Consider the following 16,863-nt stretch of genomic DNA (forward strand, 5'->3'; position numbering starts at 1 on the left):
GGGGCCAGGGCCTTGCGGCGCTGGATGAGGGAAATCGATGATCGACTTTTTTGTCCATAGTTTCAATGCATTGAGCCATGGGCTCCTCGGCTACGCGGTTCCCTTCCTGTTCGTCCTGACCATCGTCGTGTTCTTCCACGAACTCGGCCATTTCCTGGTCGCGCGCTGGGCCGGCGTTCGGGTGTTGACCTTTTCGCTCGGTTTCGGACCCGAGCTGATCGGTTTCAACGACCGTCACGGCACCCGCTGGAAGATCTCGGCGATCCCGCTTGGCGGCTACGTCAAGTTCTTCGGCGACGAGAGCGAGGCCTCGACCCCGTCGGCCGATACACTTGCGGCGATGACGCCCGAGGAGCGCGCCGGCAGCTTCCACCATAAGAAGGTCGGCCCGCGCGCGGCCATCGTTGCGGCCGGTCCGATCGCCAATTTCATCCTGGGCGCGCTGATCTTCGCCGGCATGGCGCTGTACTACGGCAAGCCGAGCACGATCGCCCGCGTCGACGGCGTCGTCGCCGATGGCGCGGCGGCTGCGGCCGGTTTCAAGATCGGTGACGTCGTGGTTCAGATCGACGGCAAGCCGATCGAGAGCTTTGCCGACATGCAGCGAATCGTTGCGATGAACGCTGGTTCGACGCTTGCGTTCCAGGTGAAGCGCGACGGGGCCATCGTGGCGCTGTCTGCGACCCCGGCGCTGCTCGAGCGCAAGGACCCGTTCGGCAACAGCCACCGCGTCGGCGTGCTCGGCGTCGAGCACAAGAGCCAAGCCGGCGAGGCTTCGACCGCTCCGGTCGGTGTGGGTGAGGCGTTCAAGATCGGCGTGGAGCAGGTCTGGTTCATCATCACCAGCACCTTCAAGTTCCTGGGCTCGCTGTTTGTCGGACACGGTAACCCGAACGAGGTCAGTGGCGTCCTCGGCATCGCGAAGATGTCGGGGCAGGCGGCCAGTGCCGGGTTCCAGTTTGTGATCAATCTCTGCGCCGTGCTGTCGGTGTCGATCGGCCTGTTGAACCTGTTCCCGATTCCGCTGCTCGATGGCGGTCACCTTATGTTCTATGCGGCCGAAGTGGTTCGCGGCCGGCCCTTGTCCGAGCGAACTCAGGAGATGGGGTTCCGAATCGGGCTGGGTTTGGTGCTGATGTTGATGGTGTTTGCCACCTACAACGACATCCTGCGGATGGCAGCTTCCTGATAGGGGCTTTTTTGTGGCGTTGCTGTTGAGCAACGTCCTGGAATGAAATTGAAATCACGGCGCTTTCGGCCGTTTGCGGCGTCGACGAAATTGGCTACAAGCGGCCTGAACTTGGGGAATCTCCAGACCGGCGTTGGGGTGGGTCTGGCACGGAATGATAAGGGCGCGTTGCGCATGAAGTTTGGACTGCGACTCCGGGGGGGCTTGCTCGCAACCCTGATCATGTTCGGCGCGCCGGTGGTTGCCCCGGTCGGGGCTGTTTTCGTGTCTTCGTCTGCGCTCGCTCAGACCGTCCAGTCGATTTCCGTCGAAGGAAATCGCCGCGTCGAGGTGGAGACGATCCGCTCCTATTTCAAGCCCGGTCCGGGCGGTCGCCTGGATCAAGGCGCCATCGATGATGGCCTCAAGGCGCTGATCGAGACCGGCCTGTTCCAGGACGTCAGGATCAATCGCGGCCCCGGCGGCCAGATCGTCGTTTCCGTTGTGGAAAACCCGGTGATCGGGCGCATCGCCTTCGAGGGCAACAAGAAGATCAAGGACGAGCAGCTCAGTGCCGAGGTCCAGTCCAAGGCGCGCGGAACCTTCTCCCGCGCCATGGTGCAGTCCGACACGCTGCGAATCGCTGAAATCTATCGCCGTTCCGGCCGCTACGACGTGCGCGTCACGCCTGAAGTGATCGAGCAGCCGAACAACCGCGTCGATCTCATCTTCACGATCGTCGAAGGCGCCAAGACCGGCGTGAAGTCGATCGAGTTCGTCGGCAACGTCGCGTTCTCGTCCTACCGCCTGCGGGACGTCATCAAGACGCGCGAATCGAATCTTCTCAGCTTCCTTGCCAGCGGCGACATCTACGATCCCGATCGTGTCGAGGCCGACCGCGACCTGATCCGCCGCTTCTATCTCAAGAACGGTTTTGCCGACGTCCAGGTCGTCGCCGCGCTCACCGAATACGATCCGGAGAAGAAGGGCTTCAACGTCACCTTCAAGATCGAGGAAGGCGCGCAGTATCGCGTCGGCGCGGTCGACTTCCGCTCCAGCATTCCGAACTTCGATCCGTCTTCGATGCGGGCCTATTCCCGCGTCGGCGTCGGCTCGCTCTACAACGTCGAATCGGTCGAGAAGTCGGTCGAAGAGATGCAGATCGAAGCCTCGCGCCGCGGCTATGCCTTTGCCGTGGTTCGTCCCGGCGGCGACCGCAATTTCGAGGCGCACACGGTGTCCGTCGTGTTCAACATCGACGAGGGCCCGCGCACCTATATCGAGCGCATCAATTTGCGCGGCAACTCCCGCACGCGTGACTACGTCATCCGCCGCGAGTTCGACATCTCCGAGGGCGATGCCTACAATCGCGCGCTGGTCGACCGGGCCGAGCGGCGCTTGAAGAACCTCGACTATTTCAAGAGCGTCAAGATCACGACGGAGCCCGGCTCGTCGAGCGACCGCGTCATCCTGATCGTCGACATGGAAGAGAAATCGACCGGCGACTTCTCGATCTCGGGCGGTTACTCCACGACCGACGGCGCGCTGGCCGAAGTTTCGGTCTCCGAGCGCAACCTGCTCGGCCGCGGCCTGTTCGCCAAGGCGTCGGTGACCTACGGCCAATACGCGCGCGGCTATTCGCTGTCGTTCGTCGAGCCGTATCTGCTCGACTATCGCGTCGCGCTCGGCCTCGACCTCTATCAGCGTGAGCAGAAGTCCAACAGCTACATCTCCTACGGCACCAAGACGCTCGGCTTCTCGCCCCGTCTCGGCTTCTCCTTGCGTGAAGATCTGGCGCTCCAGCTGCGCTACTCGATCTACCGGCAGGAAATCACGCTGCCGAGCTACCTGGCGAACTGTAACAACGTGCAGTTTCTGCCCGATGGCAGCGTGAATCCATTGTTCAATCCGAGCCCAGCCTTTGCCAATGCTAACGGTATCAGCCTGGCCTCGACCAATGGCCTCGGCTGCTACAGCGACGGCGAAGCCTCGCTGCCAGTGCGCAAGGAGCTTGCCAATGGCAAGACCCTGACCTCGGCGCTCGGCTACACGCTGACCTACAACACGCTGGACAACAACAAGAACCCCACCGACGGTCTGCTCATCGACTTCCGCCAGGACTTCGCCGGCGTCGGTGGCGACGTCTCCTACCTCAAGTCCGCGGCGGACGGTAAGTATTACACCCCGTTGGTCTCGGACATTGTGGGCCTTGTCCACCTCCAGGGCGGTATCCTGACCAAGATGGGCAGCGATCTGCGTATGCTCGATCATTTCCAGATGGGCCCGAACCTCGTCCGCGGCTTTGCTCCGAACGGCATCGGTCCTCGCGATTTGAATCCCTTTGGCACGCAGGACGCACTCGGCGGCACCAAGTACTGGGGCGCTTCGTTCGAATTGCAGATGCCGTTCTGGTTCCTGCCGAAGGAAGTGGGTCTGAAAGGTGCAGTCTATGCCGACGCTGGCGGTCTCTATGATTATAAGGGACCGACGAGCTGGACCGCGACCAACGAGGTCAATGTGGCGGGCTGCATCCCCTCGACCACCAATCCGGTGTCCGCGGGAACCTGTACCGGCCTGATCTACGACGACAGCAAGGTGATCCGGTCGTCGGTCGGCGTCGGCCTGATCTGGCAGTCGCCGTTCGGTCCGCTGCGCTTCGACTACGCCGTGCCGCTCAGCAAGGGCAAGTATGACCGTACCCAGGAGTTCCGGTTCGGCGGCGGCACCACGTTCTAGTTCGATCAGCAGGGCATGATCCGGCCCCTTGGGTTTCCCTCGGGGGCGGTCTTTCAAAAAGATCGTGCTCAATCCATGAGTTGAGGCATGATGCGGCCGGGCCGCTTCATGCCGAAGCCGGACCGCGACGGGGTGGAATGGCTCAGCCGACCTTTTTCACAAAGCCGCCCGCGACAGCGCTGGCCGATATTGCCACGCTGACCAAGGCGCAATTGGTCGACCCCACGAGGGGCGGCCACGTCATCACCGGCCTGGCTTCGCTGGACGAAGCCGGCCCGATGCATCTGACGTTCTTCGACAACCTCAAATATGCGGATCAGCTCAATGCAACCAAGGCAGGTGCATGCCTGGTCAGTCCGCGCTTCGAGGCCGAGGTGCCCGCACATGTGGCCGTGCTGCGGGCGAAGCAGCCGTTCCGCGCCTTCGTCGGGATTGCCCGGGAATGGCACGGCGACGCGCTGAGGCCGCAATCCTGGACCGGCAATGACGGCATCGCCCCGTCGGCCATCATCGATCCCACCGCCCGGCTCGAGGACGGCGTGATCGTCGAGCCGCTGGCGGTGATCGGTGCGGATGTCGAGATCGGCAGCGGCACGGTGGTCGGTGTTGGCGCGGTGATCGGCCCTGGCGTCAAGATCGGCCGGGACTGCAATGTCGGCGCCCGCACCGCGATCCAGTGCGCCCTGATCGGCAACAACGTCTTGATCCATCCGGGCTGCTCGATCGGCCAGGATGGCTACGGTTTCATCTTCTTCGGCCCCGAGGGCCATCTGAAAGTGCCCCAGACCGGGCGCGTGCTGATCCAGAACGACGTGGAGGTCGGCGCCAATACCACGATCGACCGCGGGTCGTTGCGGGATACGGTCATCGGCGAAGGGACCAAAATCGACAATCAGGTCCAGATCGGCCACAATGTCACGATCGGCCGGCACTGCCTGCTGGCGGCCCAGATCGGCCTCGCCGGCAGCCTGACCATCGGCGACAACGTGGCGCTCGGAGCGAAGGTGGGCATCAACAATCACCTCAAGATCGGCGATGGAGCCCAGGTGACCGCGATGAGCGCGGTCAAGGACGACATTCCGCCAGGCGGCCGCTGGGGCGGGCATTTCGCCAAGCCGACCAAACAATGGTTCAAGGAGATCATCGCGGTGGAGCGCCTGGTACGCGACAGCAAGGCCGATCCGAAGGACGAGGGACGGGAATGACGGAGGAATCGCCTATCAAGTTCGAGCTGGTGGATATAAACGCGATCCTCCAGACGCTGCCGCACCGTTTTCCGATGCTGCTGATCGATCGCGTGATCAATATCCGCGCTGACTACAGCGGCATCGGCATCAAGAACGTCACCTTCAACGAGCCCGCCTTCCAGGGGCATTTCCCCGAGCGTCCGGTCTATCCCGGCGTCATGATGATCGAGGCGATGGCGCAGACGGCGGGCGTGATCGGCATCAAATCGGTCGAGGGCACCGAGAAGCCGCGTGCGGTGTATTTCCTCACGATCGACAAGTGCAAGTTCCGCAAGCCCGTGCTGCCCGGCGATACCATCGAGTATCACATGCGCTCTCTCGGCCGCCGCAAGTCCATGTGGTGGTTTCACGGCGACGCCAAGGTCAACGGCCAGGTGGTTGCGGAGGCCGACGTCGGCGCCATGCTGACGGATTGAGGGAGCAGCTAGCGCGAATGGATTCAGGCGCGGCAGTCGTAGCGGCTGCCCGCAGTCTCGCGCCTGATATTTTGGTTGAAGAACTGGCCCATGGAGGATGCGCCCAGGAGGCGGTCGACCGTCTCGGCCGTGACGCCGCAATAGCGGTCGTAGGCACCGTTCGCTGCGACGACGAGGTCCTGACGCGTGCGATCGTAGCAGACCCGCTGGAGCACAGTGCTCCGGGTGATGTCGCGGCACTCGAATGTCCCGAGATCGACGCGGTCGCGCTCGCCGATCTCGACCGTTTCGGAGACGATCGGCGCAGCCGCGAGCTGCGCGAGCAGAAGTGCCAGGGCCCTGACCATGATAAGTTCAAGCTCCACATGAGCACGTTGAAAGGCGGGGAGGGCCGCTTCATCCGGCACTTGAAACACGCCGAGATGATACGTCACTGGACAGATCGGGCATAGTCGCGCTAACCACCGGAAAACCCAGCGACTTCAACACATAATCAGACCTTCTTGACGAGTTAGATTGCTTGATGAGCAAGATTGATCCCACCGCACGGATCGCGGACGGCGCCGTGATCGGCGAGGGCACCGAGATCGGGCCCTTCTGCATCATCGGCCCGAATGTCGTTATCGGCGCTAACTGCAAGCTGATCGGGCATGTGCACATCACGGCGCAGACCACCATTGGCGATAATTGCACCATCTATCCCTTTGCCTCGCTGGGCACGCCGCCGCAGTCGCTCAGCTATCGGGGCGAGCTGACGAAGCTCAAGATCGGCTCAGGCTGCACCATCCGCGAATCCGTGACCATGAATGCCGGCACGGTCGCCGGCGGCGGCATCACCACGGTCGGTGACCGCGGCTACTTCATGAACTGCAGCCACGTCGGTCATGACTGCCATGTCGGCAACGACGTGATCTTCGCGACGTCGGCAACGCTCGGCGGTCACTGCGAGATCGGCGACTTCGTCTTCATCGGCGGCTTGTCCGCAGTGCACCAGTTTACCCGCATCGGGCCGCAGGTCATGGTGGGCGGCGTTTGCGGCGTGCGCGACGACATCATTCCGTTCGGGCTGGTCAACGGCCAGTATGCGGCACTCGAGGGCCTCAACATCATCGGCATGAAGCGGCGCAAGTTCACCAAGCAGCGGCTTGCGACGGTGCGCGGCTTCTACCAGAAGCTCTTCCACGGCCCGGGCACGTTCGCCGAGCGGCTCGAGGCGGTGCGGCCGCTCACGGGAGAAGATCCGGCCATCGCCGAAATCCTCGACTTCATCGGCAAGGGCAAGCGCCCGCTCTGTCTGCCTGCCATCGAGAAGTGATGCCGGGATGGCCGCGGACATGACATCGGCGGCTCCAGAGATTTCATCGCCGGTCGGCGTGGTCGCCGGCGGCGGCGCGATGCCGTTCGCTGTGGCCGAGTCGCTCGCTGCGCGCGGCGTCACGCCGGTGCTGTTTCCGTTGCGCGGCGCCTGCGATCCGGCGCGGGTGGAGAAATTCCGCCACCGCTGGATCTCGGTCGGCCAGCTCGGCCGCGCGATGCGGCTGTTCCGCGAGGAGGGCTGCCGCGACCTGATCTTCATCGGCACCCTGGTGCGGCCTTCGCTGTCCGAGATCCGGTTCGACATCAAGACGCTCCGCCTGCTCGGCAACGTCATCCGTGCCTTTCGCGGCGGCGACGATCATCTTCTCTCGGGTGTCGGCCGTATCCTCGAGCAGGACGGCTTTCGCATGGTCGGCATCAAGGATGTGGCGCCCGACCTCTTGATGCCCGAGGGCTGCATCAGTCGTGCCTGGCCGAATGACAATGCCAAGTCCGACATCGAGCGCGGGCGCGCGGTGCTGACGGCGCTCGGCCCGTTCGACATCGGTCAGGCTGCCGTCGTGATCGACGGCCATGTGGTGGCGATCGAGGACATCGAAGGCACCGACGCGCTGCTCGCGCGCGTCGCGCGCCTGCGCGAAGAGGGCCGCATCCGCGCCGCCACCGGCCGCGGCGTGCTGGTGAAGGCGCCGAAGAGCGGTCAGGATCTGCGCTTCGACCTGCCGACGATCGGCCCGCGCACCATCGAGGGTGTCGCCAAGGCCGGCCTTGCCGGCATCGCCGTCATCGCCGGCAACACGATTGCTGCCGAGCCGCAGGCGATGATCGCGCTTGCCGATGCCAAATATCTCTTCGTCATCGGCCTGCCCAAATGATGCAGACCCGCGATCCCAAGCGAAAGATTTTTCTGATCGCGACGGAGGAATCCGGCGATCGGCTCGGCAGCGCGTTGATGAAGGTATTGCGCCAGCGCCTCGGTGACGGCGTGCAGTTCGAGGGCGTCGGCGGCCGCACCATGGCGCGCGAAGGACTGGAGACGCTGTTTCCGATCGAGGAGTTGTCGATCGTCGGCTTTGCCGCAGTGGTGCAGCAATTGCCAAAAATCCTGCGGCTGATCCGCCAGACCGTCGATGCCGTGATCGAGTCCGCGCCTGATACGCTCGTCATCATCGACAGTCCCGACTTTACCCATCGCGTCGCCCGCCGCGTGCGCGCGAAGAATTCCGCGATTCCGGTCATCGACTACGTCTCGCCGCAGCTCTGGGCCTGGCGGCCGGGACGGGCGCGGACCATGCTCGGCTATGTCGATCACGTGCTCGGCCTGCTGCCGTTCGAGCCGGAGGAATACCGCAAGCTCGGCGGGCCGCCCTGCAGCTATGTCGGCCATCCCCTGATCGAGCAATTGTCCTCGCTGCGGCCGAATGTGGAGGAGCAGAAGCGCCGCAACACCGAGCCGCCGGTGCTGCTGGTGTTGCCCGGCAGCCGCCGCAGCGAGATCCGGCATCATCTCGAAGTCTTCGGCGCGGCGCTCGGCCGGTTGCAGGGGCAAGGCCGCGCCTTCGAGCTGATGCTGCCGACCATGCCGCATCTCGAAGCCACCGTGCGCGAAGGCACTGCGAGCTGGCCGGTCAAGCCGCAGATCGTGGTCGGCGAGGCCGAGAAGCGCGCCGCCTTCCGTATCGCGCACGCCGCGCTGGCGAAATCAGGCACGGTGACGCTCGAGCTCGCGCTGTCAGGCATTCCGATGGTGACGGCCTATCGCGTCGGTGCGATCGAGGCCTTCATCCTGCGCCGTGCGATCCGCGTCTCCTCGGTGATCCTCGCCAATCTCGTGATCGGCGAGGATGTCATTCCGGAGTATTTGCAGGAGGACTGCACGCCGGAGAAGCTTGCGCTGGCGCTGTCCGAGGTGCTGACCGACACGCCGCTGCGCAGGCGGCAGGTCGAAGCCTTTGCCCGGCTCGATCAGATCATGTCGACCGGCAACAAATCGCCGAGCGTGCTCGCCGCCGATGTGGTCCTCGCGACGATGCGAAAGGCGCGGCGGTAAGAGACGGTCTTGTAGGGTGGGCAAAGCGATAGCGTGCCCACGTTCTTTCGTAATCATTGAGAGACGGTGGGCACGGCGCTGTGCGCCCTTTGCCCACCCTACGGCACTACGGTCCTAGGCCAAGCCGCCATCAACCCGAAAACACTGGCTGGTGATACCCTGGCTCTCGTCGGATGCGAGAAACAGCGCCATCCGCGCGATGTCCTCAGGCGTCACCGCATCAGGAATGGCCTGGCGGGTACGAAACTCGGCGATGACCCGCTCGTCCGGATACCACAACCGGCGCTGGCGTTCGGTGATCACCATGCCCGGCGCGATCGCGTTGACGCGGATGCGGTCGGGGCCGACTGCCCGCGCCAGCGAGTTGGTGAAGCCGACGATGGCGGCCTTCGCGGCGGCATAGACCGGCAACGCCGGCGCCCCGCGCATCCAGGCGATCGACGACATGTTGATGATCGAGCCGCCGCCGCGCGCCTGCATCTGCGGCACCACGGCTTGCGCGGCAAAGAAGACGTGCTTGAGGTTGACGCCAATCGTCCAGTCGAATTCGGCGGGTGTCAGCTCCGCGAGCACCTGGCGCTGGTCGTTGGCGGCGTTGTTGACGAGCACCGCGGCGTCCCCGAGCTTTCGGCGGACCTCGGCCATGGCGGCGCGCAAGGCATCGATGTCGAGGAGGTCGCAAGGCACGAACAACGGTGCCGTGCCGGACGCGGCCGACACCTCCGCCACCAGCGCCGCGCCGGCCGCTTCGTCGATATCGAGGAACGCGACGCGGGCGCCTTGACCGGCAAAGGCGCGCACGAAGGCGGCACCGATGCCGCTGGCGCCGCCGGTAATCAGCACCACGCGGTCGGCGAGGCTGGGATAGCTCGTCTTTGTCATGCGATCAGTCGCTCCGTCTCGGGGTCGAACAGGCAGATGCGGCGGGTGTCGAGCGCGAAGGGCGCCAATTCGCCCGGCGCGGGCCGGACGTCCGGCGAGATACGCGCTTGTGCGGGCTCGCCGCCGAGGCGCAGCAGGACGATGGTCTCGGCCCCGGTAGGCTCGACCATCTCGACCGGCGCGGTGACGACAACCGGCGCGCCGGTTGCGCCAGAGAACGCGCGGTCGCCTTCGGCGATGCATTCCGGCCTGATTCCAAGCACCACCTCGCGGCCGACATAGGATGCGGCGGAATCGTAGCCCTGCAGAGGCAGACGCACCTCGTCCGGTCGACCGGCGCCGATCACAGCCACCAGTCCACTGCTATCTGCCTCGAGCCGTGCCGGCATCGTGTTCATGGGCGGCGAGCCCATGAAGCGGGCGACGAACAGATTTGCGGGATAGCGGTACACCGTATCGGGGTCGGCGAACTGCTGCACCACGCCGCGGTGCATCACCGCGATGCGGGTCGCCATGGTCATGGCCTCGATCTGGTCGTGGGTGACGTAGATGATGGTGGCGCCGATGCGCTGATGCAGGCGCTTGATCTCCATCCGCATTTCGACCCGCAGCTTGGCGTCGAGATTGGAGAGCGGCTCGTCGAACAGGAAGAGCAGGGGATCGCGCACCAGCGCCCGGCCCATCGCCACGCGCTGGCGCTGGCCGCCGGAGAGCTGCGACGGCTTGCGGCCGAGCAGCGGCTCGATCTGGAGCAGTTTTGCGACGTTCGCGACCGCCTTCTCCTGCTCGGCCTTCGGCACATGACGGCATTCCATGCCGAAGGTGATGTTCTGGCGCACCGTCATCGATGGGTAGAGTGCGTAGGACTGGAACACCATGGCGATGTCGCGGTCTTTCGGCGGGACGTCGTTGACGACGCGTCCGCCGATTTCCACGGTGCCTGTGCTGGCGCGGTCAAGACCGGCGACGATGTTGAGCAGCGTGGACTTGCCGCAGCCGGACGGCCCGACCAGCACGGTGAACTCACCGCTCTCGATGTCGAGATCGATCCCCTTCAAGACCTCCAGATTGGCGTAGCGCTTCGACAGGGCGCGAATGCTCAACGCGGCCATAACCACTCCATCATTTCACGGCTCCGGCGGTGAGGCCGCGCACGAAGTACTTCCCGCCGATCAGATAGATCAGAAGCGTCGGCAGGGCGGCGATCATCACCGCGGCGCTTTGCACGCCATGCTGCGGGATGTCGGCGACCGCGGCGGAGAGCGCGATCAGCGCGGCGGTGACCGGCTGCTGCTGACCGGTCGTGAATGTCACGCCGTAGAGAAACTCGTTCCAGATATGCGTGAACTGCCAGATCACGGTGACGACCAGGATCGGCGGCGAGAGCGGCAGGATGATGCGCCAGAAAATGCGAAAGAACCCGGCGCCGTCGATGCGCGCGGCCCTGATCAACTCCTGCGGGATGGCAACGTAGTAATTTCGGCAGAACAGGGTGGTGAAGGAGAGGCCCTGGATCGTGTGGATCACAACCAAACCGGTCAGCGTGTTCATCAGGCCGGTATCGCGCAGCACGATGGTCCAGGGCAGAAGGCGCATCTGCTGCGGAAGGAAGATGCCGAGCGTGACGATGCCGTAGATCCAGCTGTCGCCGCGAAAGCGCCAGAGCGACACCGCGTAACCGGCGACCGCGCCAAGCAGGGTGGAGAAGATCGTCGCGGGAATGGTCACGAGCGCGGAGTTCAGCATGTACGGCCGGATGCCGGCGCAGGTCTCGGCGACGCAGAAGCCGCTCCAGGCGGCGGCATAATTGCTCCAGGCCAAATGTTGCGGCCAGCCGATCATCGAGCCCTGCGCGATCTCCTCGTTGGTGCGGAGCGAATTCAGCACGACAACAGCCAATGGCGCGAGCCATGCTGCGGCGATCAGCGAGACGACGAGATAGATCAGGATCCGGCTTGGCGCGAAGCTACGCATGGATCGCCCGCCGCCGCTGGACATAACGCCACGCTGCATAGGGCAGCAAGACCGCGAGAAGAATGAGTAGCATGAGCACCGCCGCCGCCGCTCCCCGTCCGAGCAGGCTGCGCTGGAACATCAGGTCATAGACGACGAGGGCCGGCAGCTGCGTCGCTATGCCCGGCCCACCATTGGTGAGCGCGCGGACGAGGTCGAAGGTCGAGATCGCGAACTGCAGCTGGATGACGATGACGGTGATGGTGATCGGCCACAGCGTCGGCAGGATGACGCGCCGGTACATCCTGATAGCTCCGGCGCCGTCGATTTGCGCGGCCTTGATCAGGTCGGCATCGACGGAGCGCAGGCCGGCGAGGAAGAGCGCCATGGCAAAGCCGGAGGATTGCCAGATCGCAGCGATGACAATGGTCCAGATCGCCATGTCGCGATCGATCAGCCAGTCGAACCGGAAGGAGGTCCAGCCGAGGTCGTGGACCAGCTTCTGGATCCCAAGGCCGGGATTGAGCAGCCAGCTCCAGACCGTGCCGGTGACCACGAACGACACCGCCAGGGGATAGAGGAAGATGGAGCGGAGCACGTTCTCGCCGCGAATGCGCTGGTCGAGCAGGATCGCCAGGATCAGGCCGGTTGCCAGACTGAGGAGCACGAAGGCGCTGCCGAACAGCAGCAGATTGTCGAGGGCGATCTGCCAGTTGCGCGAGGCCGCGACCGCGGAATAGTTGCGCAAGCCCACCCAGCCCGTAACCGGCACCAGCGTGGACGGCGTGAACGAGATCCAGATCGTCCACAACGTAAACGCAATGAGGTGCGCCGCTGAGAGCAGCAGCGGCACCCAGATCGCCAGAAGTTCGGGCAGCCGACGGATCATGTCAGAACCCGCCGGCCGGCGAACGCTCGTCGAGACGGCGATCGTCAACGCGCGCTCTCGACGGCCTCGGCGAGGCGTGTGGCGGCTTGCTCCGGCTTGATCGTCTTGTTCTTCACGTATTCGGTGATCACGTCGATCATCGCTGCGGTCATGCCATTTTCCTGCGCCATGTTGTGCGCGAGGCTGAGGACGGCCTGATTGCTGGCGATGGCGTCTTTCAGCGCTGCTGCGGTCCGCCGTTGACCGTCCGACCAGCCTTCGCCCGAGAGATCGACATCGGTGCGCACAGGGATCGATCCCGTGATCTGCGAGTACATGGTCTGGATCGCCGGATCCATCACGAGCTGGGCCATCAGCGTCTGGCCGGCTTGCAGGTCCGCCTCCTTGCGCTGCCAGAAGATGAAGGCGTCGGCATTCAGCAGGAATACCGGCTTGCCGTTGTCGCTCGGGCCGGGCGCGATCATGAAGTCCTCGAACTTGAAGCCGGCGTTGCGCAGCACGCCCTGGGCCCAGCCGCCCATGATCATCATGCCCATGTCACCGTCGACGAAGCGCTTCAGATTGGTCGAAAAATGCTGGGCGCCGACATTTGGGTCCATCCAGTCGGCGATCTTGCGGACCTGCGCGAAGGCGGCCTTGATCTCAGGGGCCTTCAGCGCCTTCTCGTCGAGATTCATGATGGCCGTGCGATATACGGCCGGACTGATCCCGGCCAAAGCGGCCTCGAACTTCTGCCCATCATCGGGACGGGTGCCGCCGTTGGCGACGGGAAATGCGACGCCGCCCGATTTCATCTTTTCGGCGAGATCGTTGAAGTCGGCCCAGGTGACGGGGATCTTGTCGGCCTTGGCCTTGTCCATCGCGCGCTTGGAGAGGAAAAGCATGTTGGTGCTGTAGATCTGCAGCGGCAGCGCAATCCACTTGCCCGCAGGCTTGTGCAATTTGGCAAGATCCGGTGCGACGACCTTTTCGTAACCGGCGGCCGCGACGAGGGCGTCGAGATCGACGGTCGGGGCGATCTTCGACCAGGCCGCGATCTCCGGGCCCTTGAGCTGCGAACAGGCCGGCGGATCGCCGGCGATGATCTGGGCACGCAGCTTGTTCATCATCTCGGTGGTGAAGCCGGGGACCGGCGAGTGCTGCCAGACCCCGCCTTTCTCCTCGAATTTCTTGCCGAGCGCCGTGATCGCCGCCCCGTCGCTGCCGGCGGACCATTGCGAGATCGCGGTCAGGCGCGGCTTGACCGCGCCTTGCGCGCGGGCAAATGCCGGCAGTGCGAGCGCGGCGGCAGATCCAGCGAGCAGACGGCGCCTTGTTGTTGTGATCGGCATGGCAGTTCCTCCCGGTGTGAACTTTCGTGGTGCGTGCAGACGGCGCGGCTTTAGGGCATGTCAGGCAGCCTCCGTCGATGCGGCAGGCATGCCGCCGCTTCTGGCGAGGCAGAAGGCGGCGAAGGCCAATGCGGCCTGCGGATCGTTGCCGGTCGAGGGCGGCACGAAGGCGAGGGACGTTTGCGCCAGGGTCCGGCCTCCGAGCAGGCAGGCATCGATCCCGTCGATCACCGCCTGGCGGTCGTCATCGCCGAGAAGCGATGGCCAGCCACTGATCGCGACCCCGCCGCATGGCTTCACGTTCAGCGTGTTGCCGATCGCGAGCCCGAGCCTGAACAGCCGCCGGTGCAGCTCCTGACGAACGCGCGATGGGAGCGGGAGCGCGTTCACCCATTCGCTGCCGGGCTGGAGCAGCTCGGCTTCGGCGACGCCGAGGAGCTCGGCCAAAGCCGTCAGCGACGTATAGGCCTCGACGCAGCCATGATGGCCGCAGCGGCAGCGCGGTCCTTCGGGCCCGAACACCATATGGCCGAGCTCGATCGGTTGCAGGGCGTCGGCCTCGCCCGGATCGTCCATCCATGCGCCGGCCACGCCGTGGCTGACGAGGACGAACAGATGCGTATTGCCGAAGGGATAGTTTTCGGTGCGGCAGCGGTGAAAGGTGGCGTGGGCGACGACCGAATTGGTGAACTCGGCGGGCACGCCGGCAAACACGCCGTCGAGCATGTCGCGGATGCGTCCGACGTCGCAGGGAATGATTGGATTGCCCGACACGCTGAGCCGGCCGAGGCCGGGAATGGAGACGCCGATCTGCGCGAGGGTGATGCGGCGGCGGCGCGTCCAGTCGCGCAGCGAGGTCATGGCCTCGCGGAACACACGGCCGACGGATTCGACGGTCGGCGTTTTCGGCAGCGGCACGCGCTCCGTGTAGTGCAGCTCGCCCGACAGGCTGCCAACGCCGACACTGAGCCGCTGCGTGCTCAGCTCGAAGGCCGCGAGTGCCACCGAGCCATCGAGTGCGACGAGCGCCGTTGGGCCGCCGACGTAAGGGGCGGGGCGCCGCACTTCCTCGATCAGGCCTTCGGCCTTGAGGTCAAACAGGATGCGCGACAGGCTTGCTTCCGACAGGCGCACGGCCTTGGCCAGCGGCGGGCGAAACGAGCCGCCCGACTGAAGCAGATGAGTCAAAATGGCAGCGCGCGTCTGCCGCCGACTTCTCGGCTGCTCCGGCATTTCCATCCCTGATGTCGTCATTCTTACTTAGTGTAAGAATTTGCGCGCGGAGCGTTTCGACTGTCAAGCGTTTGCCGGCGCGATGCGCCGACTTGTTGTTGTGCGCGGCAGCAAGATTGGCGCGTGCAAACCGCATTCGCCGTGCAGGCGAGCGCCAGCTTCACGAAAGACGCGCGATCCGGTTGCGGTTGTCCGGATCGACCAGGAGCCCCACGCTTCGCTCGCTCTGTCGGACCCCGCCAAACAAAAACGGCGCCATCGTGAGATGGCGCCGCTTCGAAAGCCGTATCGGCTTACGTCTTACTTGCGATCCTTGATCGGCACGTAATCGCGCTTGGTGACGCCGGTGTAGAGCTGGCGCGGACGGCCGATCTTCTGCTGCGGGTCCTCGATCATCTCGCTCCACTGGCTGATCCAGCCGACGGTGCGGGCGACAGCGAACAGCACGGTGAACATCGAGACCGGGAAGCCCATCGCCTTCAGCGTGATGCCCGAATAGAAGTCGACGTTCGGGTAGAGCTTGCGGTCGATGAAATACTGGTCGCTGAGCGCGATCTTCTCGAGCTCCATCGCCACCTTCAGCATCGGATCGTCGCCATGGCCGGTCTCCTTGAGCACGGCGTGACACATCTTCTGCATGATCTTGGCGCGCGGATCGTAGTTCTTGTAGACGCGATGGCCGAAGCCCATCAGGCGGACTTCAGAGTTCTTGTCCTTCACCTTGGCGATGAATTCGGGAATCTTGTCGACCGTGCCGATGTCGTAGAGCATGTTCAGCGCGGCTTCGTTGGCGCCGCCATGCGCCGGGCCCCAGAGGCAGGCAATGCCGGCCGCGATGCAGGCGAACGGGTTGGCACCCGAGGAGCCGGCGATGCGCACCGTCGAGGTCGAGGCGTTCTGCTCGTGGTCGGCGTGCAGGATGAAGATCTTCTCCAGCGCGTCGGCGAGAACCGGGCTGACCTTGTAGTCCTCGCAAGGCACCGCGAAGCACATGTTCAGGAAGTTCTCGGCAAAGCCGAGCGAGTTCTTCGGATACACGAAGGGTTGGCCGACGGTGTACTTGTAGGCCATCGCGGCCAGCGTCGGGATCTTCGCGATCATGCGCATGGAGGCGATCATGCGCTGCTTGGGATCGTTGATGTCGGTGGAGTCGTGATAGAACGCGGCGAGGGCGCCGACCGCGGCCACCATGATCGCCATCGGATGGGCGTCGCGGCGGAAGCCCTGGAAGAAGCGGGCCATCTGCTCGTGCACCATCGTGTGATGGGTCACGCGGTAATCGAAATCCCTCTTCTGCTCAGCGGTCGGCAGGTTCCCGTAGAGCAGGAGGTAGCAGGTCTCCAGGAAGTCGCCGTGCTCGGCGAGCTGTTCGATCGGGTAGCCGCGGTATTCCAGCACGCCGGCATCGCCGTCGATATAGGTGATCTTGGACTGGCAGCTCGCGGTCGAGGTGAAGCCCGGATCGTAGGTGAACAGACCGGACTGGCCGTAGAGCTTGCCGATATCGACGACATCGGGCCCGACGCTGCCGCTGAGGATCGGGAGATCGTAGTTCTTGTTTCCGACCGTCAGCGTGGCGGTCTTTGGGCTTTCTTTTGCGTCCATCAGAGGTCCCCGATGTATGGTGAAACGGGCCGGACC

15 protein-coding genes are annotated in these 16,863 nt (G+C 64.4%); 7 read left to right on the forward strand and 8 right to left on the reverse strand.

Annotated features, from left to right (window positions below; all coding sequences use genetic code 11):
- The first annotated feature begins 37 nt into the window (after positions 1-37).
- The 4 genes from rseP (at position 38) to fabZ (ending at position 5,567) form a co-directional block, all read left to right on the forward strand.
- Positions 38-1,189: an RIP metalloprotease RseP gene (gene rseP, locus QA649_RS22370; protein WP_283019095.1), complete on the forward strand. Its 1,152-nt coding sequence runs from the start codon at positions 38-40 to the stop codon at positions 1,187-1,189.
- Positions 1,190-1,363: 174 nt separating this feature from the next.
- A complete protein-coding gene (gene bamA, locus QA649_RS22375) occupies positions 1,364-3,904 on the forward strand; it encodes an outer membrane protein assembly factor BamA (RefSeq protein WP_283019096.1) in 2,541 nt (846 codons plus the stop codon).
- 137 nt (positions 3,905-4,041) lie between these two features.
- Positions 4,042-5,109, forward strand: coding sequence for a UDP-3-O-(3-hydroxymyristoyl)glucosamine N-acyltransferase (lpxD, locus tag QA649_RS22380; protein ID WP_283019097.1), 1,068 nt, complete (start codon positions 4,042-4,044; stop codon positions 5,107-5,109).
- Positions 5,106-5,567 carry a 3-hydroxyacyl-ACP dehydratase FabZ gene (fabZ, locus tag QA649_RS22385; protein ID WP_283019098.1) on the forward strand — a complete coding sequence of 154 codons (462 nt, stop codon included), beginning with the start codon at positions 5,106-5,108 and terminating at the stop codon, positions 5,565-5,567. The genes lpxD and fabZ overlap by 4 nt, the downstream gene beginning before the upstream one ends.
- Positions 5,568-5,590: 23 nt before the next feature.
- On the opposite strand, the gene QA649_RS22390 is transcribed toward fabZ, so the two are convergent.
- A complete protein-coding gene (locus tag QA649_RS22390; protein ID WP_283019099.1) occupies positions 5,591-5,914 on the reverse strand; it encodes a KTSC domain-containing protein in 324 nt (107 codons plus the stop codon).
- A gap of 176 nt (positions 5,915-6,090) precedes the next feature.
- Here QA649_RS22390 and lpxA point away from each other — a divergent pair, with 176 nt between their 5' ends.
- The 3 genes from lpxA to lpxB are packed head-to-tail and all read left to right on the forward strand — an operon-like array spanning position 6,091 to position 8,934.
- Positions 6,091-6,882 carry an acyl-ACP--UDP-N-acetylglucosamine O-acyltransferase gene (gene lpxA / locus QA649_RS22395; RefSeq protein ID WP_283019100.1) on the forward strand — a complete coding sequence of 264 codons (792 nt, stop codon included), beginning with the start codon at positions 6,091-6,093 and terminating at the stop codon, positions 6,880-6,882.
- A 19-nt stretch (positions 6,883-6,901) separates the two neighbouring features.
- Entirely contained in the window at positions 6,902-7,759 is an 858-nt protein-coding gene (lpxI, locus tag QA649_RS22400; RefSeq protein ID WP_283026072.1) for a UDP-2,3-diacylglucosamine diphosphatase LpxI, read from the forward strand.
- Positions 7,756-8,934: a lipid-A-disaccharide synthase gene (gene lpxB / locus QA649_RS22405; RefSeq protein ID WP_283019101.1), complete on the forward strand. Its 1,179-nt coding sequence runs from the start codon at positions 7,756-7,758 to the stop codon at positions 8,932-8,934. The genes lpxI and lpxB overlap by 4 nt, the downstream gene beginning before the upstream one ends.
- A gap of 114 nt (positions 8,935-9,048) precedes the next feature.
- Here the strand turns inward: lpxB and QA649_RS22410 are convergent, their stop codons facing one another.
- From QA649_RS22410 to gltA, 7 genes are all read right to left on the reverse strand, one after another.
- Positions 9,049-9,816, reverse strand: a complete 768-nt coding sequence (locus tag QA649_RS22410; protein WP_283019102.1) for an SDR family oxidoreductase — start codon at positions 9,814-9,816, stop codon at positions 9,049-9,051.
- Positions 9,813-10,928 carry a sn-glycerol-3-phosphate ABC transporter ATP-binding protein UgpC gene (gene ugpC, locus QA649_RS22415; protein WP_283019103.1) on the reverse strand — a complete coding sequence of 372 codons (1,116 nt, stop codon included), beginning with the start codon at positions 10,926-10,928 and terminating at the stop codon, positions 9,813-9,815. Before ugpC ends, QA649_RS22410 begins: the two co-directional genes overlap by 4 nt.
- A gap of 10 nt (positions 10,929-10,938) precedes the next feature.
- The gene (locus tag QA649_RS22420; protein ID WP_283019104.1) at positions 10,939-11,829 is read right to left on the reverse strand and encodes a carbohydrate ABC transporter permease; all 891 of its coding nucleotides are present in this window, start codon (positions 11,827-11,829) and stop codon (positions 10,939-10,941) included.
- Positions 11,783-12,706, reverse strand: coding sequence for a sugar ABC transporter permease (locus QA649_RS22425; RefSeq protein ID WP_283019105.1), 924 nt, complete (start codon positions 12,704-12,706; stop codon positions 11,783-11,785). The genes QA649_RS22420 and QA649_RS22425 overlap by 47 nt, the downstream gene beginning before the upstream one ends.
- A complete protein-coding gene (locus QA649_RS22430; RefSeq protein ID WP_283019106.1) occupies positions 12,703-13,989 on the reverse strand; it encodes an ABC transporter substrate-binding protein in 1,287 nt (428 codons plus the stop codon). Before QA649_RS22430 ends, QA649_RS22425 begins: the two co-directional genes overlap by 4 nt.
- Positions 13,990-14,049: 60 nt before the next feature.
- Positions 14,050-15,228, reverse strand: a complete 1,179-nt coding sequence (locus tag QA649_RS22435) for an ROK family transcriptional regulator (RefSeq protein ID WP_283019107.1) — start codon at positions 15,226-15,228, stop codon at positions 14,050-14,052.
- Between the two features lie 294 nt (positions 15,229-15,522).
- Positions 15,523-16,827, reverse strand: a complete 1,305-nt coding sequence (gltA, locus tag QA649_RS22440; RefSeq protein WP_283019108.1) for a citrate synthase — start codon at positions 16,825-16,827, stop codon at positions 15,523-15,525.
- Positions 16,828-16,863 lie beyond the last annotated feature (36 nt).

It is taken from the genome of Bradyrhizobium sp. CB1717, assembly GCF_029714325.1.
GTDB lineage: Bacteria > Pseudomonadota > Alphaproteobacteria > Rhizobiales > Xanthobacteraceae > Bradyrhizobium.